This is a genomic window from Rhizobium jaguaris, assembly GCF_003627755.1.
Taxonomy (GTDB): domain Bacteria; phylum Pseudomonadota; class Alphaproteobacteria; order Rhizobiales; family Rhizobiaceae; genus Rhizobium; species Rhizobium jaguaris.
In genome coordinates this window covers 352,284-372,955 of sequence record NZ_CP032696.1, presented here as the reverse complement: position 1 = coordinate 372,955, position 20,672 = coordinate 352,284, and the positions used below count along the sequence as shown (strand labels likewise).

Annotated in this window: 14 protein-coding genes and 5 pseudogenes; 9 read left to right on the top strand and 10 right to left on the bottom strand. The window is 56.4% G+C overall.

Translation table 11 applies throughout. The annotated features are described in order from the left end of the window. Positions 1-7 precede the first annotated feature (7 nt). The 3 genes from CCGE525_RS35910 to CCGE525_RS35900 form a co-directional block, all read right to left on the bottom strand. On the bottom strand, positions 8-1,648 hold the full coding sequence (locus CCGE525_RS35910; RefSeq protein ID WP_120709040.1) for an MFS transporter: 1,641 nt from the start codon (positions 1,646-1,648) through the stop codon (positions 8-10). A gap of 156 nt (positions 1,649-1,804) precedes the next feature. Further along, on the bottom strand, positions 1,805-2,266 hold the full coding sequence (locus tag CCGE525_RS35905) for a DUF5615 family PIN-like protein (RefSeq protein WP_342637466.1): 462 nt from the start codon (positions 2,264-2,266) through the stop codon (positions 1,805-1,807). After that, complete coding sequence (locus tag CCGE525_RS35900) at positions 2,263-2,916, bottom strand: DUF433 domain-containing protein (protein WP_120709039.1); 654 nt, start codon at positions 2,914-2,916, stop codon at positions 2,263-2,265. Before CCGE525_RS35900 ends, CCGE525_RS35905 begins: the two co-directional genes overlap by 4 nt. A gap of 269 nt (positions 2,917-3,185) precedes the next feature. Between CCGE525_RS35900 and CCGE525_RS35895 the strand changes: the two genes are divergently transcribed. The 6 genes and pseudogenes from CCGE525_RS35895 to CCGE525_RS39380 form a co-directional block, all read left to right on the top strand. Beyond that, on the top strand, positions 3,186-3,533 hold the full coding sequence (locus CCGE525_RS35895; RefSeq protein ID WP_120709038.1) for a helix-turn-helix domain-containing protein: 348 nt from the start codon (positions 3,186-3,188) through the stop codon (positions 3,531-3,533). Beyond that, positions 3,530-4,822, top strand: coding sequence for a type II toxin-antitoxin system HipA family toxin (locus CCGE525_RS35890; protein ID WP_245472401.1), 1,293 nt, complete (start codon positions 3,530-3,532; stop codon positions 4,820-4,822). Before CCGE525_RS35895 ends, CCGE525_RS35890 begins: the two co-directional genes overlap by 4 nt. A gap of 72 nt (positions 4,823-4,894) precedes the next feature. Beyond that, complete coding sequence (locus CCGE525_RS35885) at positions 4,895-5,485, top strand: DUF433 domain-containing protein (RefSeq protein WP_120709036.1); 591 nt, start codon at positions 4,895-4,897, stop codon at positions 5,483-5,485. Between the two features lie 2 nt (positions 5,486-5,487). Then, on the top strand, positions 5,488-5,928 hold the full coding sequence (locus tag CCGE525_RS35880) for a type II toxin-antitoxin system VapC family toxin (RefSeq protein WP_245472399.1): 441 nt from the start codon (positions 5,488-5,490) through the stop codon (positions 5,926-5,928). Positions 5,929-6,043: 115 nt separating this feature from the next. Further along, positions 6,044-6,261 (top strand): annotated as a pseudogene (locus CCGE525_RS35875) (transposase); the annotation flags it as partial. A gap of 366 nt (positions 6,262-6,627) precedes the next feature. Continuing rightward, a pseudogene (locus tag CCGE525_RS39380) lies at positions 6,628-6,962 on the top strand (IS481 family transposase); the annotation flags it as partial. A gap of 66 nt (positions 6,963-7,028) precedes the next feature. On the opposite strand, the gene CCGE525_RS35865 reads toward CCGE525_RS39380, so the two are convergent. From CCGE525_RS35865 to CCGE525_RS35850, 4 genes and pseudogenes are all read right to left on the bottom strand, one after another. Beyond that, positions 7,029-8,714 (bottom strand): GMC family oxidoreductase, encoded by a 1,686-nt coding sequence (locus CCGE525_RS35865; protein ID WP_120709199.1) that lies wholly within the window; start codon positions 8,712-8,714, stop codon positions 7,029-7,031. A gap of 47 nt (positions 8,715-8,761) precedes the next feature. Further along, the gene (locus tag CCGE525_RS35860; protein WP_120709034.1) at positions 8,762-9,181 is read right to left on the bottom strand and encodes a DUF2267 domain-containing protein; all 420 of its coding nucleotides are present in this window, start codon (positions 9,179-9,181) and stop codon (positions 8,762-8,764) included. A gap of 466 nt (positions 9,182-9,647) precedes the next feature. Next, positions 9,648-10,580, bottom strand: a complete 933-nt coding sequence (locus tag CCGE525_RS35855; protein ID WP_120709033.1) for a 2-oxoglutarate and iron-dependent oxygenase domain-containing protein — start codon at positions 10,578-10,580, stop codon at positions 9,648-9,650. Between the two features lie 891 nt (positions 10,581-11,471). Beyond that, positions 11,472-11,992: pseudogene (locus CCGE525_RS35850) on the bottom strand (IS630 family transposase); the annotation flags it as partial. Between the two features lie 703 nt (positions 11,993-12,695). Between CCGE525_RS35850 and ectB the strand changes: the two are divergent. Both ectB and CCGE525_RS39995 read left to right on the top strand, forming a co-directional pair. Continuing rightward, positions 12,696-13,940, top strand: a pseudogene (gene ectB / locus CCGE525_RS35845) (diaminobutyrate--2-oxoglutarate transaminase); the annotation flags it as partial. 3 nt (positions 13,941-13,943) lie between these two features. Next, entirely contained in the window at positions 13,944-14,786 is an 843-nt protein-coding gene (locus CCGE525_RS39995; protein ID WP_120709198.1) for a 2OG-Fe(II)-dependent halogenase WelO5 family protein, read from the top strand. Between the two features lie 206 nt (positions 14,787-14,992). Here CCGE525_RS39995 and CCGE525_RS35835 read toward each other — a convergent pair whose 3' ends face one another. From CCGE525_RS35835 to CCGE525_RS35820, 3 genes and pseudogenes are all read right to left on the bottom strand, one after another. Continuing rightward, a complete protein-coding gene (locus tag CCGE525_RS35835; RefSeq protein ID WP_245472397.1) occupies positions 14,993-15,778 on the bottom strand; it encodes a LuxR family transcriptional regulator in 786 nt (261 codons plus the stop codon). Between the two features lie 741 nt (positions 15,779-16,519). Next, positions 16,520-17,647, bottom strand: a pseudogene (locus CCGE525_RS35825) (IS3 family transposase). Positions 17,648-17,980: 333 nt separating this feature from the next. After that, on the bottom strand, positions 17,981-18,745 hold the full coding sequence (locus tag CCGE525_RS35820; protein WP_205587530.1) for a hypothetical protein: 765 nt from the start codon (positions 18,743-18,745) through the stop codon (positions 17,981-17,983). A gap of 333 nt (positions 18,746-19,078) precedes the next feature. On the opposite strand from CCGE525_RS35820, the gene CCGE525_RS35815 reads away from it, so the two are divergent. Further along, positions 19,079-20,110, top strand: coding sequence for an IS110 family RNA-guided transposase (locus CCGE525_RS35815; protein ID WP_120709030.1), 1,032 nt, complete (start codon positions 19,079-19,081; stop codon positions 20,108-20,110). Positions 20,111-20,672: the final 562 nt, after the last annotated feature.

The following is a 20,672-nucleotide window of genomic DNA, read 5'->3' as shown; positions in this document are numbered from 1 at the left end:
GCTCACCTCAAGGACGCGACATACGCGTGACCGGCTGGCTCCGGCTCCGGCGTGCGTCTGTTGTGCGCTCAATCACAAGATCTGTTTCCGGAGGCTTGTCACTCATATGCAAAGCGGCGAGATGCTGGATGACGTCCTGATCCGATGGAGAAAGGCGATGATGCAGACGTAGGAAATCCATCCAGGTCGGCATGCGGAACGTTTCCGTCCACCGGGAGGGCTTTCGGAGATTTCGCTGGAGCGTCCAGTCGCGCGCGCCTGCCCGGGCCAAGGCGTATCTGCGAGTGCGCATATGATCGAGGAAGACGTCCAGGTCGCCGTCGTCTATGGCTATTCCGTCCTCGCTGCAATTGGGCCGCTTCGGCTTCAGATCAAGCGCCACCGCTGGCGCCGGATATACCGAGCCCTGCTGGTCTCCCTCTGCCGCCAGATGCACCGCCAGTACGAACCCTGATGCGGCGACGAGTAACAGAGCCGCTGCCGCAAGTTCGAGAGAAGATGCAAGCGAATAGGTCTGGGCGACGGTGCCCCAGAGCCAGCTGCCCGCAGCCATCCCGCCCGACAGGAACGCATAGTAGATCGAGAGCGTACGCCCGACGACCCAGCGTGGGCTGGCCAACTGCACCCAGACGTCGAACCCGGTCCAGGTGATGACCCAGCCGGCACCGCCAAGCGCAAGGCAGAGCGCTGCCACGGTGACCGATGACGTCATCGCGACGGAGATGCAGCAGAGCGCGCGGGCAACCGAGGCGATCGCCATCAACCACTCCTGAGGAACCAGCTTCCTCAAACGCTGATTGTTCATGCCGGCGAAGCATGCGCCGGTTCCGAAACCGGCGAACAGAACGCCGTAGACGATCGGCCCGCCGGCCAGTTGATCGCGGGCTATGAGCGGCAGAAGGGCAAGGAGGGCAATGGCCGAAAGGCCAAAGAGCGTTGCACGTATGATTGCCGCCCGGATACCGGAGGAAAGCGCCGTAAAGCGCATGCCGTCATGAATGGCAGTCGAAATCCGCTCCGGAGGCAGAGGAGACGAGCGGACGTACCACTTGTTGCGTAACACCGCGCCTAGGGGCGCAAGATTGCTGCACGCGGCAAAAAGGAAGGCCGTCAATGGACCGAGGAAAGCGAGGAGCGCTCCGCCGAGCGCCGGACCGATGCTGCGGGTCATGTTGTAACCGACCGACATGAGCGTCACCGCGGCCGGGATATCGCGCTTGTCCAGGATATCGCCGACGGAGGCGTGCCAGGCTGGATCGTTCAGCGCAAATCCGCAACCCGCCATAAAGCCCAGTCCAAGGATGAGCCAGGGGCTGACGAAGCCGAAGGCAGCGGCGAGCGCCAGGACAATCGACGCCAGCGCAATCAATGACAAGCCGGTGATCATTACCGACCGGCGGCTGAAGGTATCGGCTATCGCTCCGGCAGGAATGGAAAGGATGAAGGCCGGCAACGTCGTTGAGGCCTGAACAAGCGCGACCATCAGATCCGAAGCGGAGATCGTCGCCATGAGCCAACTGATGGCGACGGTTTGCACCAACCATCCGAGGTTCGCCACCTGCGTGGAGCTCCAGATCGAGCGGAAGGCCACGTTGCGCAGCGAATCGAGTGTTGTGGGCCCGCGAACGGAAACGTCTTCGATCTGCATTCTTGGTGGCTCTGAGCTTTGCATCGAGTAAGGTGACGCAGCAGATTAGCCGCAACTCCGTTACGAATTTCGGCGTTGTCGGGGGCTTAAGCGCAGGAACCCTGCGTTGAACGGGACTGTATCTGGCCGTCCACATCCGCCGATCATTCCGCTGGCTTACCATGAAGCTTGTAGGCGGTCCTTCCTCACCGACTGTGAATGATTATGCCTTTGGAAGCGCGTACCGCAGCACGCGCAGCTCTTCCTCGCCATCGAGGGAAATTCCAGGACCTGATTGACGAGATCATCGTCACGGTCGAGTTCGGCCAGAGCTTGTTCGAACAATTCGATCTGCATATCGAGGTCCATACCGGGTGGGCCGCTGAGGCAGATCAGCCCGACATGGATGGCGACGTCGGCATATTGGCCCTTCGTTCCCGGCCTGTCTTTCGGCCCGCGGAAATCGACCGAGTTCTTGGTGACGAACGTCCAGTCGCCCTCGAGAATAATTGGTTTGAGCTCCCAGTCTTTCAAGCCGCCGAGTTTCATCCAGACGACATGGCTCGTTTCACCATAACCTTTTTCCAGCGCTATCTTGGCCAGTTCAGGACTGAGGCACTCATCAATCAGAAACTTCATCCCGCCTTCCTGCGACGGGGGACGCAACGATCTGTGAGGATGACCGATCCTTCGGGAAGGTCGCCCAGGACGCGGGGCCGCCCACGCAAGGGATTAGCTTCCGCATAGATTGTCGCGAGCCTGATCTTCTCTGCGTCTAGGCTCGGCCAGGTTTCGAGAATGCGCTCCGTTGAATGGCCCGCGGATACAGACGCGGCAACATCATGGACAGGAACGCGGGTGCCCCGAATGACGGCCGTCCCGCCAAGGATCTCGGGCGATGATGTCACGGCTTCCCGCGCCGCGGTGAGGTCGTCCAGCCGCTCGCTCGCGCCCCTCATAAAGGGCATGAGATCGATCGTCAGAAACTCGTGGTGCACGGTCCAGTCTTCACGCAATAGAGCGGACCACGGGAGGCTGCGGGCGCTTGCGAGCCGGGCTTCTGCCGTCCGGATGGTAAACAGGCGTTCTTCCGAGGTAAGGCGGCGGGCGCTTTCGAAGTAAAACGTGATAAGCGAGCAGGCTCCGGCGAGGACATGACGACCGTTGTCGAGCGATACGAACGCTTCTGGCAAGATGTGCTCGTCGATGACGCGATTGACGTCGCGCAGGCTCACGCGCGAGACAACGGCAGCCTCGCTCGCCTTCAGCATCTCGGCAACTGCGGGCATGGTTGAGCCTCCGTATTAATTCTTCCGATGGGCCGGAATATATAATTTGCGGGGACGATATCAAGGCTTGGGACGGATCGGTGGTCGCCGGTTGGACTCGAAGCACTGGGTTGATAAGGACGAGCCAAGATCGAATCGCCGCTGGGCCACCGTTAAATCGTTGCGCTATTTCGCTCGAAATGACCTCCTGTTGCGGAATTCCGCATTCTCGTTTATCTTAAGGTCGTACGCAATTCCGGACACTCGGCAATAGATGGGCGACATTCCGCATGAGCACCACGATTTTCAACACCCTCGGCGAGCAACTGCTGGCTGCCCGTAAACAACGCGGTCTCAGTCAGCCTGCACTTGCGACAAGACTCGGTCGGGACCGGGCGCGAATATCGGAACTCGAACGGGACCTTGCGACCGATCGGCGGGGTAGGGACCGACTGACGCTGTTTGCGGAAATCTGCGATGCCCTTGACCTTGTGCCTGTCCTGCTGCCGAAGTCCCGGATCGCGGAAGTGAGACAGCTGATTAGCGATGCTGGGGAACAGCAGAGCAAAGGTGCGGCGGCCAGCGCATTTGAGGAACTTTTCGTCGATCTCGATGAAGACGACAATGGGGAACCATGATGGCGAAATCATCGGCGATCCTCGGCGTCCATCTTCTGGATCAGAACCTCGGGAAGATTAGAGTAGGGACCCTGACGCGCGACAGCGACGGCGCGGTCGCGTTTGTAGTTGCCGAGACGTTCCTGCGAGATCCAAGGCGGCCAATCCTAAGCCTGGGTTGGTCCGATCCTGACGATGACGAGGGCACACGCAATCGTCTGGCGCGGCGTGGCGACAAAATTGGCCTTCACGGCACATTGCCACCGTGGTTTTCAGGATTGCTTCCGGAGGGCGCCCTTAGGGATCTGGTATTGAACGAAATGGGGCCGGGCGATCACGACGAATTCGACGTCTTGACCCGCCTCGGTGGCGATCTTCCCGGCGCAATCCTCGTCGTACCGGAAACAGCAATACCAGCGTCAGCCGGGCCAATCACTATCGAAAAGGTACATGGCGTGGATGTTCCGCTGCCTGACGGCGCGGTTAAATTCTCGCTCGCAGGCGTCCAGCTCAAGTTCACCGCCAACGTCGAGGGCGACAGATTGACGGTTCCGGGTCGCGGTAACACCGGCCGATGCATCATCAAGGTCGCAAGCGAGCGATACCCAGGGCTGCCGGAGGCTGAACACGCGGCCATGCAGATGGCAAGGATGATCGGCGTGCGAACAGCAAACTGCCGGCTTGTCTCCAGCACCGCTATCAGCGGCGTCCCTGCGGAACTGTTGGCTCATGGTGAGCGCGTTCTCGTCGTCGATCGCTTCGACCGTGCCGACGATGATCGTCGCATTCACATCGAAGACGCGGCCCAAATTCTGGGAGCGATAGGCGATCGAAAATATACGATGGCGACGACCGAGACCATCATCAACATGGTGCGCCGCTTCAGCACCGACCATCGCGATGATATATTGGAAGCCATCCGCAGGGTTGTTGCAGACGTGCTTTTAGGCAATGGCGACAACCATCTCAAAAACTGGTCTTTCCGCTTCCCGGCGCCCGGCGAAATCCGATTGTCGCCGGCCTACGATATCGTCCCGACCGTTCTGTACATGCCGTCCGACACTATGGCGTTGAGGTTCGTCAAAACCCACAGCTTCGAAAGTGTGAACCTACATCGCTTTGAGAGGGTCGCAAGTTTTCTGCGCCTGGACGACAAGCTGATCACACGGGAGGTCGTGGCCACAGTCAGGCGGGCGCTGGAGCATTGGCCGACATCGGCGCCTGAACTGCTCGGAGAATCGAAAGCCAAGCAGCTTCTCGATCGCCTCGAGACTCTGACCCTAGTGGACGAAGTGCGGCGTCAATCGTAGTCTTTGGCTCACGTCGGTCCGGGCCTTGCACTCTCTCTAATATGTTTGGGGTGTATTAGAAAGGGTAATAGGATGGAACATCTGACAACGGCACAAGCGGCTTTTGTGGTTGGTGCGCCTCTAGACATTTTCAAAAAGGTTGTCGAGCGGGCGCCGATCAAGCCGCAACTCGTGAAGCGAGGCGGTCGGAATATTAGGCAGTTCGGTCAAGCCGAGCTGGTGTTTCTCCATGCCTATGACGAACTCAAACAGGCGCTGACCCCCAAGAGCCAGTCCGAATTCTACGAGGCGTTGCGAAGCTCTCTTAAACGCGGTCTCGCGAAAGAGGTCGTGTTCGGTAAACAGCGCTACGACATTGGTCAGCACCTGGTCTTCGTCGAGCGCAAGTTGAAGGAACTCGACAAGCTCACTGCTCAAATCGACCTATCCGGCAAGGAACCGCTAATCCGGGGAACGCAAATCGAGGCGCATCGGATTGCCGCTCTCCTCGACGCCGGCGCGACCGTCGAAGATGTCATGCGCGACTATCCCTCTCTAAAGGAACAACAGATCGTTGCAGCGCGAGTCTATGCGGAGGCGCATCCGAAGGCAGGCAGGCCGTATCCGAAGCAAACGGCAAAGGCCGCCATGCGCGGCGCCGATCTTAGTGCGCTGGATGATTGAGCTTGAAATATCTGCTCGATACCAATGTTCTGAAAGAGATAGGTCGACCCGTGCCGCACGAAAATGTGGCGGCTTGGCTCGATACGGTTGACGATACCGATCTCGCGATCAGCGTGATCTCGGTCCGAGAGATCTCGAAAGGCATTGAGAAAAAGCGGAAAACCGACGACGCTGTGGCTAACGAGATCGCCAAGGCGGCCGATGCCATCTTCGCCGCCTATGAAGGCCGCATCCTTCCTGTAGACGAAAAGGTCGCGCGCCACTGGGGACAAATGCTCGGACAATCCGACAAGAACACCGACCACACCGGACTAGCTGCGACGGCGCAGGTGAATGGCCTGGTCATCGTCACCCGAAACGTCGCTGACTTTCAGGGGCGCAGCGTCACAATCCTGGATCCGTTTAAGAAGGCGACTAAAGGCTCCCGAAATATCACACGATGAATTTCGCCCCTATATATCCAGCAATTTCAGCTATTTAGGCGTTTGTGGCGTAATCGGCATTATGGAACTTTGTAGCAACGCGCCGAAATATCGGATAGTCCTAGCGAACATAAACCACCACAAGCACCTCAGACCACGAACAGCTCGAGCGCCTCAACGAGGAAATCCGCCGCCGGATCTACGTCGTGCGCATCTTCCGCAGCGCTGAGAGCTGGCAGCGCCTAGCGCGCGCTCGCCGTCGAAACCTATCAGAACTGGATGGAGGCCAACCGCTGCATCAACATGGACGATCTCAGAGAGCACAAGAAACTCGCTCTCCACCAAGCCGCATGACCAACTTCATGGCCGCCCAAATTTGCTGAACTTGACGCACAAAACGCGACCATATGGAAGGTTCTAGTTCCAGAACTAGGCGCAGACATAGAAGCTCATAGTAGCTCATCGTGTCCGCTACCGATATCCGACCGCTGACCCCTCCGCTTGCCGCTTGCGAAGAATCGGAGCTGAGGAACATTAGATGTAAATTGGCTGTCACGTGAATATGCAATCGCGCCGGTCGCAGATAACCAAATGATGAGCTGCATTGCTGGATGATGCTAACGCTCAGGGTGCGGTCTCAAACAATTCAAGCTTATCCGCGGATGCTTGATCGCAGGCTTTGATGGAGGCATTCTTGTCTTCCGAATAAAGGAAGGGGCTATGGGCCAGGTTCTTCATGCAAGCGCCGCGACGACAGAGGCGTCCCTCGAGCGATGCAGCATCAACGGAGCCTAAGGACGCTTTCGAGGTGCGACCAGATCAATCAGAGGACGGTGGCCATATGGCGCAAGCGGAGTTCAGTCGCGGACCTTGCTAGCGGCCTCAGGAGGCGAGATCGATGATCCTCATTGTCGAAGAGGAGGCGATCATCGTTGCATCCCGCCGGTACACGCCGCTACCTCTCAATGATTGCCTTTATGCGGTTGCAACCGACAATCCCGCACCTCGCTCTTTCATCGGGGCACCGCTGTCTGCAGCGGCACGGCATCAGTAAGGGTCTCGACCGCTGCTGCGATACAAACTCCGGCACTCGCTGTCTGGGATATACGAATTACCGCTCGCTAGCTATTTCGGTCCTCTCTCAAGATCGCGTCAGCCATCTTCTCAGCTACCATGATGGTCGGAATATTTGTGTTGGCGCGGGGGCAGAATGGCATCACTGAAGCGTCGGCGATTCTCAACCCCTCAACGCCCCGAATACGCCCCGATGGGTCGGTCACAGCGGCAGGATCCGAGATTGCCCCCATCCTGCAGCTCGACGTCGGATGCCAATTGCCGGTCACGTTTTGGCGGACAAACCGATCCAGAAGCTCCTCGTTGCTAATCAGATCTGAAATGCAATGACCATCGGTTATGACGTGCCTAATAAGACCGCGGCGCACGTGCGGAGAGCTGTCCATGAGCAGCGCGAGCACCGAGGTTAGCCCGTAATTGATGCAATTGACCTTACTGACTTGCTTCGCTCGCGTGTTCCAAGCTGACGGGAACGGATCGTGTGCCACGGCCGACAGTGAATCTTGCTTCAGCAGGCGGGCCATGAAACGGAACCCCTGCTTCAATCGCTCGGCGTCTCGCTGGTCGCTCAACCAGTTGAAATCCACCTCCGGTTCTATGGTGTGACAGCGATCCCTGAGCACGATGGTTCCTGTCGAATAACTGCGATTGACCCACAAATAAAGGGAGCCGAGGCGCTTACCGAGCGGGTGCCAAGCCGACTTGGCAACGGCCGATATTGCCATATCCGTAGAAGGGCACCCATCATAGCCAGACGAGTAACGAGCATGCATCTGGATGTGACCACTCACCTTGGGCTCCATGCGGTCGCTCAGCTTCAAATATGCCGAAACGGCGATCCCCGGATGTTCCTGGAGGTTCTGCCCCACACCGTTCACCTCTGCAACAACTGGAATGTGGAGCTTTGTCATTTGCTCGGCCGGGCCAACCCCGGAGCGCATCAATATGGCGGGCGAATGGATGGCCCCGGCGCAGAGGATCACGGTCGAAGCGCGATATGACTGCCGCCCGGAATTGCTTTCCGTCTCAATGCCGGTTATGGCGCGTCCTGAAAAGTTTAGTCGCACAACCGTCGTTTCCGACAATATTCTCAAATTCGGTCGAGAGCGGACGCTCTCGGACAAGTAAGCCATCGCGGCAGAAACACGGTGGCCGTTGCGGTTGGTCAACGGAACAACGGAGTACCCGTCACCAAATGGGCCGTTGAAGTCCGGCCTGAAATGGATACCTACATCTTCATATGCCTTCGCTACCGCTCGGATAAAGCCGGACCAATCCCGTTGTCGAACACGACTTATCGTCAGGGGGCCATGCTTGCCATGAAATTCGTCGTCGAAATCCAAATCGCGTTCGAGCCGACGGAAATAAGGTAGAACGTCCTCCCAGCCCCACCCGGTTGCACCGCTTGATGCCCATCCATCGTAGTCTTCGGGACCGCCTCGATTGGCCACTTGGGCATTGATGCTGGAGCCGCCGCCCATCACTCGGGCTTGCTCATAGTGAATGGGCTTGCGTCCATCCCGTACCGCCACAGCGTCGAGTGACGGCCACTGATAATTAGGATTGAAGTAGGCACGTGTTGGATTGCCGTCGAGGATGTCATCAGGGATGGCGTTCGGGGGCGTATCAGGGCCGGCTTCGATGAGTAGAACGCGATTTGCTTTGCCGGAGAGCCTGTTCGCCATGACGCATCCAGCGGAACCACCACCGACGACGATATAGTCAAAGACCAAAGGCAACCCTCCCTCCGTATACCGCGACAAGGACAACATCGGCTGTTTCAGTTTGGCCAAAGGCTATACAGCACTCTTGGAGTGGCGGCCTTGGCATCCTCGAGCTCTGCTGTAGGCAAACGGTCCGCCAATTGAGCTAGGACCGAGCGAGCAACCTCTTCCGGATCCACCGCCGGATCTCGCTGGACCCCGTCGTGCACCCGGTCGAGAAACGATTTCCGGTTTCTGGCTATGGTACGGCGACCGTGATGCCAGCCCTCGTAGTAAAACCCGCGCAGTAAGGGCGGCAACTGGGCGCCTATGTAAACAGGCTCGTCGCCATCCAGGCAGTCGCGCAGAGCGTGCAACGTCGCGATAAGGGCTTGGTAGACTCGCTCGCGATCGTCCCAGCGAAGTCTCCACATCAGATCGCTGATCCAATTCTGGGTTGTCTGCAATGCATAGTTGAGGTCATGGCTCAGGCACATGAGCATTCTCCTGCGTTGAAGGCTGTCACGGTCCTGTCTACGCGGCCATACAATCGAGATGCTCTTGACGGTCCGGAGAAAAGGTTTTGTTGGGTATGCGCGCGGATTTGCGAACATGGCCGCAGGGTCCGCGTGTACTCGTGCGAAAGCGCCGCAGCCAAAAACACTCCCTTGGGGCCGATCATCTCGTTCCATCAAAGCCAATCGCTCCTCTTCGCACACCCGAAATTCATTGCTTCAGCACAGGAGGACAACGAAAGTCGTCGCGCTGCAGCTTCTTGAAAACGTACGACGTGGACAATTAGCGATGTGACGGCACTAGCGCGCCGCATTATGGCGCGCGCGTTGCACACTGTCGTGGCATAAGCGCGACGGCGGCACGATTTAGGTTCTACACTTGCGGCGCCCGACGCGGAGGTGCACCGCGCCGCCGCTTAGTTTCCACACATTTGAGGGATTCGAACGCTCACTGCAACTCCAGTGCGCGTCCAGCGCCAGTCCCGCGTTCCCAGATTGACTCGTAGTTCCGCAGCATCATTTCTGCAACACTGAAGGTGTGCTGCCTTTTCTGCGAAGTCAGGCGAGCGTCGATGTCAGGATAGATAAAGAAGGGGAGCGAAATTCGGTCAGTCGGACCACTGTGCACGACTTGATGCGGCGTACTCTGAAAGCGATTGTCGCTCAGGGCCTGAAGCATGTCACCCAGATTAACTACGAAACCGTCGGGCAGGCTCGGCACTGGGACCCAGCGCCCGCCGAACCACACCTGCAAGGAGCGCGTGGGCAGTTCCTCCTGCGGCAGTAGCGTGAAGAAGCCATTGTCGGTGTGTTTGGCGCAAGCGCCGCCGCTAGATGGATACCGGATCACGCGTTGCAGGACCGTCGGAGGGCTGAAATGGCGCCGGAACCAGCCCTGTTCCAAATTGAGCAGGTCGGCAAGCGCATTCCCAAGTTGCGGCACAACCGCGGTGAGCATGGTCGCCTGCAAAGTAAGCAGACTTTGCGCGAAACCAGGAGCCACAGCATCATCTGGAAAGTGCGTGCGCCCCGCAAATGGACGTCGGTCGCCTGCGTTTTCAATTCCGAGGTCGAACAGTTCCTTTGAATCGGCGCCCGCCTCGGGATGTAGCATTTCGCCGTGCAACGGACTGTATCCACGCGCGGTAGTGGGATAAACCTCTTGGGAGGCGTGACCGTAGCGTTCTTTGATCGACTGTGGCAACGCGAAGAACCGCCGGGAAGCCTCGATGGCTTGTGCAATCTGTTCCCTAGGGGTGCCGTGCTCGATAAGGTAGAAGAACCCATACTCCTCGCAAGCCATCTGCAAGCGCTGTCGCTCTTCACGTCGCGTTGCATCGGCTGTCAGTTTCGCCAGTGAGATTTGCGGTAGCGTACTCATAGTAGCTCCTCCGTTGGTGCTTTGGTATTGTGACGTTCCTGAACGACTTGGCGGTCGGCACCCTGTTCCGTGATGTATCCGCTCTCGTCCGGACAATATGCCCGCACATCGGCATGCCCGCACATCGGCGCCCGCGTCCTGTAGGCGCCGCATTTCCCCCTCAAAGGATGTGGCTTCCAGGTAGTTCTTGCGAGTGTTTGCGATGACAAGTCCGCTATACATGATGCGAGCCAGCCGCGCAGCCGATCCGACCAGAGGTGGCCGAAAGTGGAGGCGCCGTAACGGACGTTGGTGTCATAGTTCACTGTGGGGTGTCTGGATAGTGGCCAATTAAGGTCGACATTGCCTTCGATAGGGCGGTAAACGCGGGATGGTCGAACCTTCTTGGCCATCTCCCGTCCTGCGTTTGCCACAGTTTTTGAAGTGGACATGGCTCTTCCTTCACGCGCAAATCCGCTGTCGGACCGGATAGCAATCCTTGAACTACTTAAGTAAATATCAAACAAATTCTCCGCAGTGACAACGCCAAATATATAAAGAATAATCGTTCATTTTATTACCATGTTATTAACATCATTCAGCGTTTCTTTGATATTATGTTTACGTTTGTCACACTTGAAGAAGGTAACGTCATAAAATGTTCCTCAGTGTTTGATGAAGGCGGTTGTGGACGACATGCCGAAAATAGGCCGCGACTCGCTCGAATTTCGCTCGTGCGATTTGAACCTCGCCAACTGACCCATTGCTTAGGTTTTCCGGACCGTTTAGCAGGAAGCTGGGCCTTTCAGATGGCCCCAATGCGCTGATCGTTATACCGGCCTAGGCCTGTGACGCCCTGCTCCAGCAAGCCCTCACAGAAGATCGCACTCGATTAGTACGGCCTCTCATTGATTAAAACCCATTTGCCCATTCTGCGCCCGATGGACATGATGCGCCAAGGCTGGCTTTCGATCTTTCGCCATGCGTCGCAGCAATGGGCGGCGATGTCGTCATAGGATTTGAAGACACGGTTGGAGAGCCAGTTCTCTCGCATGAAGAGCCAGAGGTTTTCGACCGGGTTCAGCTCTGGCGATTTCGGCGGGAGCGGTAGGATCGTTATGTTTTCGGGCACGACGAGGTTGTTGGACATGTGCCAGCCCGCCTGATCCATGATGAGGATGGCGTGGGCGTCTTCGGCAACATGGCGGGCGATTTCGGCCAGATGCTGGGTCATGGCGTGTGTGTCGCACCACGGCATGACGAGAGCGGCTGCCTTGCCATGCTTCGGGGCAGATCGCTCCGAAGATGTAGGCCGATCTCGTGCGCTGATCGTGCGGCGCTGAAGGTCGCGTTCCGCGTCTGGCCCAGCGGCGCGTGATCTTGTTCTTCTGGCCGATGCGAGCCTCGTCCTGGAACCAGATCTCTATTCTTTTGCTTTTGGCGGTTCCGGCGGCAATTTCCGCCACTGCGGCAGGGATTGCCGCCTGATACGGCCGCGGAGTGCAAAGGTTGGTGAGGTGCTGATGGTGTGATGACGGACGGTCGAGCCGGGATCGGACAAACTCGCTCAGTGGGTGTCGCTTAAAAAGCGCGTTGACCTGTCTGGGATCCGATCAGCGGACTTCATCAGGGCCAGCGGCATGAATAGGCCGCGACGAAAGGCCGAATACATGCCTGCACCCGACCAATCCGCCGGAAACACTAAATTGTCCCTTGCCAAGCGGGGCCGTCCACCCCTTCAATTCAAGGGCGGTTAATCTGCCAAAGTAGTGCTTCCCAGAATGCCAACCCCTTTCGCGGGCGTGGCGGATGCGTCAACTATCAGATCTCGTAGTATCTGTGCTTGCCCGGGAACTATAGAAATTAGGTTGTTCGAGCGTACCAACTAGAAGGTGTGGACATGCAGAGTAGCCTGCATATCTGTTCGGCAGACGAGTGGCGTGGCAATTGGCAGTCGCGCTTCCGCGTTACGATGGCCGACCACCCTGAAAGTACCGGCAGACGTCGAGAAAGTCACCGCCACTCGTGTTCCGGTTCGAATAGTTCTCATCTTCACTGACATCTCTAGCGAATCGAGTTCGTTACTCGCTCGCTTACTTTGTCGGTGCGACGCCCGCGTGTAGAGAGGATCCCAAAATGAACACCGACGCTTTCGCGGCTCATGAGTCTAACGTTTGCCGCTATGGAAGGTCGTTTCCCACAGTCTTCACGAAAGCTACTGGCGCGACAATATGGGATGAGACCGGCAAGCCCTATATCGATTTCCTCGTAGGATCTGGCGCACTTAACTACGGACATAACAACCCGGATATTCTTGGCCCAGCAGTCGAATATATTGCTGGCAAAAATATCCTTTTGTCGCTTGATATGTATACAGCGGCAAAGCGCGACTTCATTGAAGTGTTTGTCAATTCAATCCTGAAGCCACGAGGCTTGTCTTATAAGATACAATTTCCGGGCCCTACGGGCACTAGTGCCAATGAAGCGGCGTTGGCGCTTGCGCGCAAATATACCGGCCGTTCGAGTGTCATGGCGTTCACGAACGCGTTCCATGGCATGTCGCTCGGCGCCTTGGCAGTGTCGGGTTCGGCCTCGACTAAGGAGCTTGGCGGCGTGGCGCGTCATGACGTAATCCGCGTCCCGTACGACAGCTACCCTAACCAAACTTACGATTCCGTCGGTTACATCGAATCCGTTTTGGGTGATCCAGGCAGCGGTGTAGAGAAGCCCGCCGCAATCATTCTAGAGACCATTCAGGCAGAAGGCGGCATGAATACCGCATCCGCTGAGTGGCTATCAGAAATTCAGCGAATTTGCCGTAAACACGACGTTGTTTTCATTGTCGACGACATTCAGGCAGGTGCGGGACGAACCGGCGATTTCTTTTCATTTGAGTTCGCGAAAATTGAACCCGATATCGTGTGCCTTTCGAAATCCCTAAGTGGTTCAGGAAATCCGTTCTCAATTGTGCTGATTCGCCCCGAGATAGACGTATGGAAGCCCGGCGAACATAGCGGGACTTTCAGAGGCAACAACCTCGCCTTCGTGACTGCGGGCGCCATGTGTAAAATGTGGTCCGACGGGCAGTTTACTGCAGGCGTCGAGCGGACAGCCGTTAAACTGCAAGGACACCTTGATCGACTCGTTGAGAAATTCCCAAAGTGCATCGAACAGAAGCGCGGCCGCGGTCTGATGGCAGGTCTCAAATGCCGATCACAGGCCATTGTTACCCGTGTGCATGACGTCGCTTTCGAAAATGGCCTGTTGATCGAAGCGTCAGGCCCGAACCGTGACGTTATCAAAGTCCTTCCACCGATAACCATTGCCGATGACGAACTCGATCATGGCATCAGAATCCTCGATCACGCACTACAGGAGCAGCCTATGACGATTAACCATGTGTCTCACGCCTCGGCCATCTCCCCCCTTACGATCAGAGAACGCGTAGGCTTAATCAACACGTCGGACATCATCTCAGTCCTCAAAGGCGAGATCACCGGTCTGCATGTCAAGAACGCGTTTAGTGACGAAGTAGCCGAGGAGATCACTCAGAACTTCAGTCGCAGTCCCGGTCTGAAGGACCGCAGAGATGGAGTTCCCGGACAGTATGTTGGCGCATCTCATTACAAAAAGGCTGCGGTCAACTATTTCGCAGACTCGGAAGATGCGCGACCGTTCATTGACCTGCTTTTTGGCGATCTCGTCGATCCAGTTCGCGGAATATTCGACGCATTGAAGCGCGACCTTCAGCATCAAGGCATTGAGCTGCGGCTCGCCCAGTCGGAGCAAGGCCAGGCTAATATTTGTCGCGCTATCAGCTGGTGTGGTAGTGGCCCGTATGCTTTGGCGCCTCACGATGATGTTGCTCAAGTCCTATGTGCAGGAGGCGATTTCGAGCCTTCGGCGGTGGCGGCGAACACAGTTGTGGCGCTCAACTTCTACCCCAGCATGGCAAAGGAAGGTGGCGATTTGCGTATGTGGGGCCACAAGCCGACGGCGGCCGATCGAAAGCAACAGGGTGTGGAGACCACGGGTTATCCCTATTCGGCAACCTACCTCGAAACCGTTCCCTGCCAAGATTTGGAGCTCAGGGCCGGGGATATCGCGCTGATCGACGGCGGCTTCATTCACGGCGTCACGCGTAAATCAGACGGTGAAGAATCTCGACTCGTGCTGAACAGCTTTTTCGGCTTTGCGCGACCCGATCTAGTTTTATGGTGGACCTGAGTTTGACTGTCACAGCGACTAATCGGCTTGCGCTAGGTTGAGGGTCGGGAGAGTGGTGTAGCCGAGTAAGGATTGTCATCAGTGTTTTCCGATAGGCGGCCCGTTAAGGAACAACCCTATGGCAAGAACGGCCACGACCCCAGCGAAATGACGAACCTGACCGATCGCTCGTGACACATGCACTACTTTTTTCTGGTCGCCGCTTTCTACAAATCGATAATTCCGAAGTTCACGGCTTTTATCGCAGCGGCTGTTCTACTGGTGACATCCAATTTGCGCATTGCGTTTTTTATGTGAAAATTGGCAGTGTTTAGGGATATGCCCAGAATCCTTCCTATTTCCCACGACGACTTCCCTCTTGCCGTCCACAAGATGCACTCTTTCTCTCTTGGAGAAAGGTCAGCAATCTCCTCCATACCACTGGAATTCACCAACCTCGCCGCCCTAAGATGAAAATGAAGCGCGGCAAGTTGCAAATAAGTGACTGTTCTATTTTGGAATTCGCCGCCCTGTGCAAAGCTCGTGACTGCAAAGCTGCCTTTGGGACCGTGCAATGGAATGCTAATGCCTGACCTTAAACCGAATGTCGCGGCTTCATCAAAAACGCGCCGTTCATCTTCGGTCGTGAGCCCGTCGTTATAGACCTCACTCCATCGAAAGGCATCTGCGCGCTTTCGACACGTCCTGTTGATCGGGTCTATTTTGTCATAACCCATTTTGAAATAATGCGCCTGCCATTGATCAGGATAGTTGAGCATGGCGGCTCGCTCGCGTCGGACCGGCGTCAGAACTCTTTGATCGGATGTAAGATGTTCATACGCCACCCATGGGCAGTCAAAATTCAGAGCAAATGCACACAACGCATCGAACAACTGCTCGGTTTGCGCAACGTCAACAGTCTGGTCGAGAAATCGGCCGAACTCGACTGCGAACGCCTGCGCGGCAGCCGGCGTGAAATGCATCGACGGGACAAAGCAAAACTTGTCTGACACTATCGTTGCCAGCCTCCAAGTTGACAGAGAGCAGTCATCATCGGGAGTTGCGGAGCCTCTCTGCTCCGCAGCGGTTTGCACTGGCAAACAGAGATGCCGACTGCAAAAGCTACGCTCGCCATCCCCGGCAGACCGGCATCGTTAATGCTCTACCATATCATGGTAACCGCTGGTATTAATTTTGACTTAAATTTATGCTTCGCCATCGTTATAGAGGTTTCTGCCGGAAGAAACTAAAGCTTAGATTCTGAATTGTTATTGTAGCTTGCATTCAATAAATAGGTCGATATATGAAAATTGCATCAAAGTCCCGCAATCGACGCAACTGTACTTCGAGAAAGAGTCAAACAAGGAGCCCCCGCATCCGCGTGCATCTAACGCGCTTTTGGCAGGTTGCCGCGTATTCCAATGCAAGGTGCGTCCTACCGGAAGCTGCTGAAATGGCTTTAGCGGTTTCTATCACCGGGTAATCCGGTCGGTTGTGAAAAACGCGCGGTGTAGCCGCCGTACCAGCAGCTAAGATGCACGGGATATGGCATATCTAACGCAAATAGGCCGAAACGCTGCGGTACTCAAAATTCCGCGATACCCATAGCTGGCCGATTGGCGCCAAGCTAGACTAGAGCATTTCATGTTTTGTTTGAAGCGTATCCAGCATTGACGAGGTAGTTGGTGCACTCTGAGTTGGCTCGGTTTGTCTGAACAGTTCCGGGCGTTTCGCTAAGTGGATTTCCGCCTCGATTATGCTGCTACCATCATCGGTGTCAGCGCGTTGAAGTAAGCCTGATCCGGCGTCTGCCGGTCAAGCGATGAATGTGGGCGTCGTTGGTTGTAAAAGCTTATATAACGACCAATTCCGGCACGAGCCTCCGGCACGCTTTTGTAGGCATGGAGATAGATCTCCTCATATTTGATCGACCGCCAGAGCCGCTCGACGAAGACGTTGTCGCGCCATGCGCCCTTGCCATCCATCGAGATTTCAATCCCGGCCTTCTTAAAAGTCAACGGAGGTGAACTGCGATCCCTGGTCGGTATTGAAGATCTCTGGCCTGCCATATCGGCAAAGAGCTTCCTCGACCGCCTCGATACAAAAAGCCGTCTCCATCGTGATCGACAGCCGCCATGAAAGCACTCGGCGACTGAACCAATCGACGACGGCGCAGAGATAGACAAAGCCCCGCGCCATGGGGACGTAGGTCAGGTCCATTGCCCATACCTGGTTGGGTCTGGTGACCGCCAGCTTCCTGAGCAGATATGGATAGACCTTGTGACCAAGTGCTGGTTTCGACGTATTCGGACGACGGTAGATCGCCTCAATGCCCATCTTCTTCATCAGCGTCGCGACGTGAAGCCGCCCCGCGACAAGCCCGTCGGCCTTCAAAAGCCCTTGCAACATGCGACTTCCGGCGAAGGGATAATCGAGATGCAGTTCGTCAATCCGCCGCATCAGAGCCAGATCGCCGTCTGACGCAGGACGCGGCGAATAATAGACGCTGCCACGGCTGAAGCCGAGAAGCTTCGCCTGGCGAACGACGGACAGTTTGTGCTCGCGATTGATCATTTCTTTCCGCTCAGCAATCCGGCTTTGCCGAGCGCACTGGATAAAAAATCATTCTCTAACGTCAGTTCCCCAATCTTGGCGTGCAGGGTTTTGACATCGACGGTCGGAGCCGCCGGTTCCGCTTTGGCGTCATCGCCGAAAACGCCCGTCGCCCCCTCAAGGAGCTGGTCTTTCCACTGCTTGATCTGATTGGCATGCACGTCGAACTGCTGGGATAATTCCACCAGCGTCTGTTCGCCCCTAATGGCGGCAAGCGCCACTTTCGCCTTGAAAGCCGGGCTATGGTTCCGGCGCGGTCGTCTTGTCATGGTATCTCCTGTTCCCGGCATCTAAGCCGAAGTCAGGCAGAAATTCCACTTATCCTTGCTGTCCAAATTTCCCGAGCCAGCTCTGAAAAAGTGCACTTCGCGGTCTGCAGCATAACGCATACGGTGCACCGATAATCGACCTCCGAGCTAGCGCGCCACTGATCTCGCGTGGAAGTCGCCGCCTTATATTAGAGACATTAATGTCGCGGGTAATTGAATTTCCATCTTTCGATCGTCGCTGAGGCTTACGCATGGGCAGGCAGTCGGTTACCAAGTTTACAGACCAAGCCATTCACCAAGACGACGCGATCTCATGTTGATCTGGTGCTTGCATTAAGTGAGCGTCGTGCGGCGCTGTCCCTTCTTGGGCGAGTCCGCTGCCGCCAAAGTACTCTCGTCCAGCGCCTGCCATACCGACGTGCACGAAAGTGTGGTCAACAGTTCGTCTCGCGTTAGCCAAACGAGCCAATCGGCGTCGTCTATTCCATGAGCAGGCAAGTGTAGTATTGATCCGTGCGGCTCTCGATGCAGATAGCCGTAGCGATCGACAATTCCTTTTTCGATGTGCCAGCCGGCGACCAGCGCATAAATGAAATCCGGCGACCATTTAGCCCATGCCAGTCCAAATGCAATGCGACCGATAAAGGTAGAGAGACCGCGGCCTCTAAAGTCCTTCCGCAGCCAGATGTCACCCTGATACGCAACCCGCCCGGTTATGCTACGCGCACTCGGTGCATTGCACTGAGACGAGGTATCGGGTCCGGCACTGAGGTTAGCATCCGCAAACCAGGCTCTGAGCGATCCGAGGTGCTCTGCAAGGTCCGTGTCGCACAGATCGTCTAAACGCAGTGCCTGGACATGCGCTACTCTCCCTTCTCGATCCCGCCCGATAATCCAAAAAGCCTTCCCAGGCGGAAGATCTGAACAGTCAGGGCGGAAGCTTGGATACGTCGGTGACTTTCCAGGAAGTTTGCTCGTAATCTGCACATACTCCTCGAAATCGTCGCCCATCGCGATATGGAGACCGGATGTGCGCCCCAGCTCGTCTGCAGCACAGATGTATTTGGAAACCTTCAGCGTCGTCACATTACTCTGCATGCCAATGCATCCTATTTATTGCGATGAATGTACACGGTTTGTAGACTTACCGGGGAAGCACCGATACTACGGCATATGGTAGTTGACCAACCTGCTCATGCCCGCAAAGTCGGCCTGCCCGTGAACCGCGACTGTGCCGCAGGTAGCAAAGAATCAGTGGACACCATCAGGGCCAGCGGTCAGTGTGCCGCTGCAACAAGCCGTAGACCTGACCGCACCAACGATCTTTCCATCGCTGAAAACAAACTCTTGATCCGCGGGCGCCAATGGTATGGACCCCGCTCTCCCGGGGAGCTGGAATCTCGAACGTTAACTGTGGTGAAGGAGGATATCATGCAGGTCGTTCGAATAGGTCTGGATCTGGCGAAGTACGTCTTCGAGGTTCACGGCGTCGACAGTCATGGGAAAGTCGTCACGCGTAAAACGCTGCGACGCGATGCGGTAACTCAATTCTTTGCCAATTTGCCGCGATGTCTGGTTGGAATGGAAGCGTCGAACGGCGCACATTACTGGGCAAGAGTGCTCTCCGGTCTCGGCCATGAAGTTCGGCTGATCAGCCCGCAGTTCGTGACGCCATATGTGAAATCGAACAAGAATGATCGAAACGATGCGGAGGTTATCTGCGAAGCGGTTGGCAGGCCTTCGATGCGTTTCGTACCGCCGAAATCAGTCGATCAGCTGGCTGTCCAGGCTGTTCATCGCATTCGCCGACGTCTGGTTGCTGACCGGGTCAGGTTCGTCAATCAGGTTCGCGGGCTTCTGTCCGAGCATGGGATTGTTATTGCTCGTGACATCACGCAGCAGCGGCGCGGTCTCGCCGTCATCGTCGGGAACGAGGCTGACGGCCTCAGCGACATGGTACGATCGCTTATGAGAGACTTGCAGACGGAGTTGACTGAACTCGATCGGCGCATCCGAACGTATGACCGTCGGATACGGGAAATCTTCCGCACTAACGAGCAGTGCCAGCGGCTTGGGAGAATAGAAGGCATCGGGCCAGTGACGGCGACCGCCTTGATCGCCGCTGTGGGCGATAGAACCTGCTTCAAGAATGGACGACAATTCGCGGCTTGGCTCGGCCTGGTGCCGAAACAGCGATCCAGTGGAGGGCGAGCCCGCTTGTTTGGCATTAGCAAACGCGGCGACCGTTATCTGCGCACCTTGATGATCCATGGGGCTCGCGCCGCGCTTGGAAAAGCAGCTGGCAAGCAGGATCCGAGAAGCCTCTGGCTGACTAAGCTGCGAGCGCGGCGTCATCCCAACGTCGCCGCCGTTGCATTGGCCAACAAGAATGCGCGGGTCGTGTGGGCCATGCTCTCGACCGGCACATTCTACGAGCCCGCGTTGGCGTTGGAAACGGCCTAAGGCGAAGCGGTAAACGAAGGAATAGATAAGGAGGTCTCACCCCAGCAATTGCAACAAATGGCAGGAGATGGCGAAACGGTCATTCCGTCGCTTCCCAAACCTGATGTGTGGACCGGCTTGGCTTTGACCAATGTCTAGGGGCCGATGAGGTGGAAGCGCGCCAAAATCCATCGGGGCTCGCGGCGACGATTTATCGAGCCGCATTATGAAGCCGGATATACGTCAGCAGTTCTGACCGTCGATCCTGATCTTGGTCAACCGTTGCAATCGGGCGGGGTCCATATACGTCCACACATGACTATGTTGTATCGCCAGATGGACTGCCTCTGTCGTCGTGGCACTCCCATGAAGAACCGACCTATGGCGCATCAATTGATTCGGAAGACAACGATGCACCGTCAAAGCCTGGGATCAGCTAGTACTTACAGTCTCCAGCCCATCTCAACAAGACTGCTCTGACCGTCAGAATACGATCAAAACCGGAAAATTCCAGCTCCCGCTTGCCCAGATTCAAGGAGCACTTCAAACCTGAACAGAGCTAACTTATCGACGCGGACGGCCG

Coding starts and splice junctions, on each gene's coding strand:
- CCGE525_RS35910 (WP_120709040.1), bottom strand. CDS start 1,648: ATGCAGATCGAAGACGTTTCCGTTCGCGGGCCCACAACACTCGATTCG.
- CCGE525_RS35905 (WP_342637466.1), bottom strand. CDS start 2,266: ATGAAGTTTCTGATTGATGAGTGCCTCAGTCCTGAACTGGCCAAGATA.
- CCGE525_RS35900 (WP_120709039.1), bottom strand. CDS start 2,916: ATGCCCGCAGTTGCCGAGATGCTGAAGGCGAGCGAGGCTGCCGTTGTC.
- CCGE525_RS35895 (WP_120709038.1), top strand. CDS start 3,186: ATGAGCACCACGATTTTCAACACCCTCGGCGAGCAACTGCTGGCTGCC.
- CCGE525_RS35890 (WP_245472401.1), top strand. CDS start 3,530: ATGATGGCGAAATCATCGGCGATCCTCGGCGTCCATCTTCTGGATCAG.
- CCGE525_RS35885 (WP_120709036.1), top strand. CDS start 4,895: ATGGAACATCTGACAACGGCACAAGCGGCTTTTGTGGTTGGTGCGCCT.
- CCGE525_RS35860 (WP_120709034.1), bottom strand. CDS start 9,181: ATGTGCCTGAGCCATGACCTCAACTATGCATTGCAGACAACCCAGAAT.
- CCGE525_RS35855 (WP_120709033.1), bottom strand. CDS start 10,580: ATGAGTACGCTACCGCAAATCTCACTGGCGAAACTGACAGCCGATGCA.
- CCGE525_RS39995 (WP_120709198.1), top strand. CDS start 13,944: ATGACGATTAACCATGTGTCTCACGCCTCGGCCATCTCCCCCCTTACG.
- CCGE525_RS35820 (WP_205587530.1), bottom strand. CDS start 18,745: ATGCAGAGTAATGTGACGACGCTGAAGGTTTCCAAATACATCTGTGCT.
- CCGE525_RS35815 (WP_120709030.1), top strand. CDS start 19,079: ATGCAGGTCGTTCGAATAGGTCTGGATCTGGCGAAGTACGTCTTCGAG.